Genomic DNA, 473 nt, shown 5'->3' with positions numbered 1-473 from the left:
GAACTCTGGGTCATCAACTGTCACTGAGAGATTCGGCTGGGATGTCCGTGTGGTTGACCCACCACTCAACGATGGGCCTGATGCAGTCGGCTGCTGGTTTTGGAATCTGACGAAATCGCGGTCGACCTCGGCAACTGGATTGCTCCCATTCTGTTGGAAGTCAACACGAACACGGATGTGTGAAGTCGTTGCTGAAGAGATATCTGCGGTCTTGGTCCCTGCGGTCGTGAACGTCGAGGAAGAAATATTCGACCAAGTTCCGCTGCTATTCTCTTGCCATGTGACAGTTGCGTCGACGTTCGATAGGGTTGCTATCTCAACAACGCCGTCAGTCGCATTCGTCACCTCGTGGGTGTCTGACAGATAGAGCCCGGAATCCTCGTTCGTGTCGATTTTGAAGTCGTCCCAGTATGCGACCGCCTCTTCGGACTTGTCGTTGTGGCGGAAGCCAATCCCTCCAGAACTGAACTCGG

General features: G+C 53.9%; 1 protein-coding gene. It reads right to left on the bottom strand.

Annotation, left to right across the window (positions count from 1 at the left end; all coding sequences use genetic code 11):
- Positions 1-473, bottom strand: a 473-nt coding sequence (locus tag DVK07_RS23110) for a hypothetical protein (protein ID WP_158603226.1), incomplete at both ends; no start/stop codon positions are given.

It is taken from the genome of Halorubrum sp. Atlit-26R, assembly GCF_003666015.1.
Classification (GTDB): domain Archaea; phylum Halobacteriota; class Halobacteria; order Halobacteriales; family Haloferacaceae; genus Halorubrum.
The sequence above is the reverse complement of the archived record's forward strand: the minus strand, read 5'-3'. Positions and strand labels throughout refer to the sequence as shown.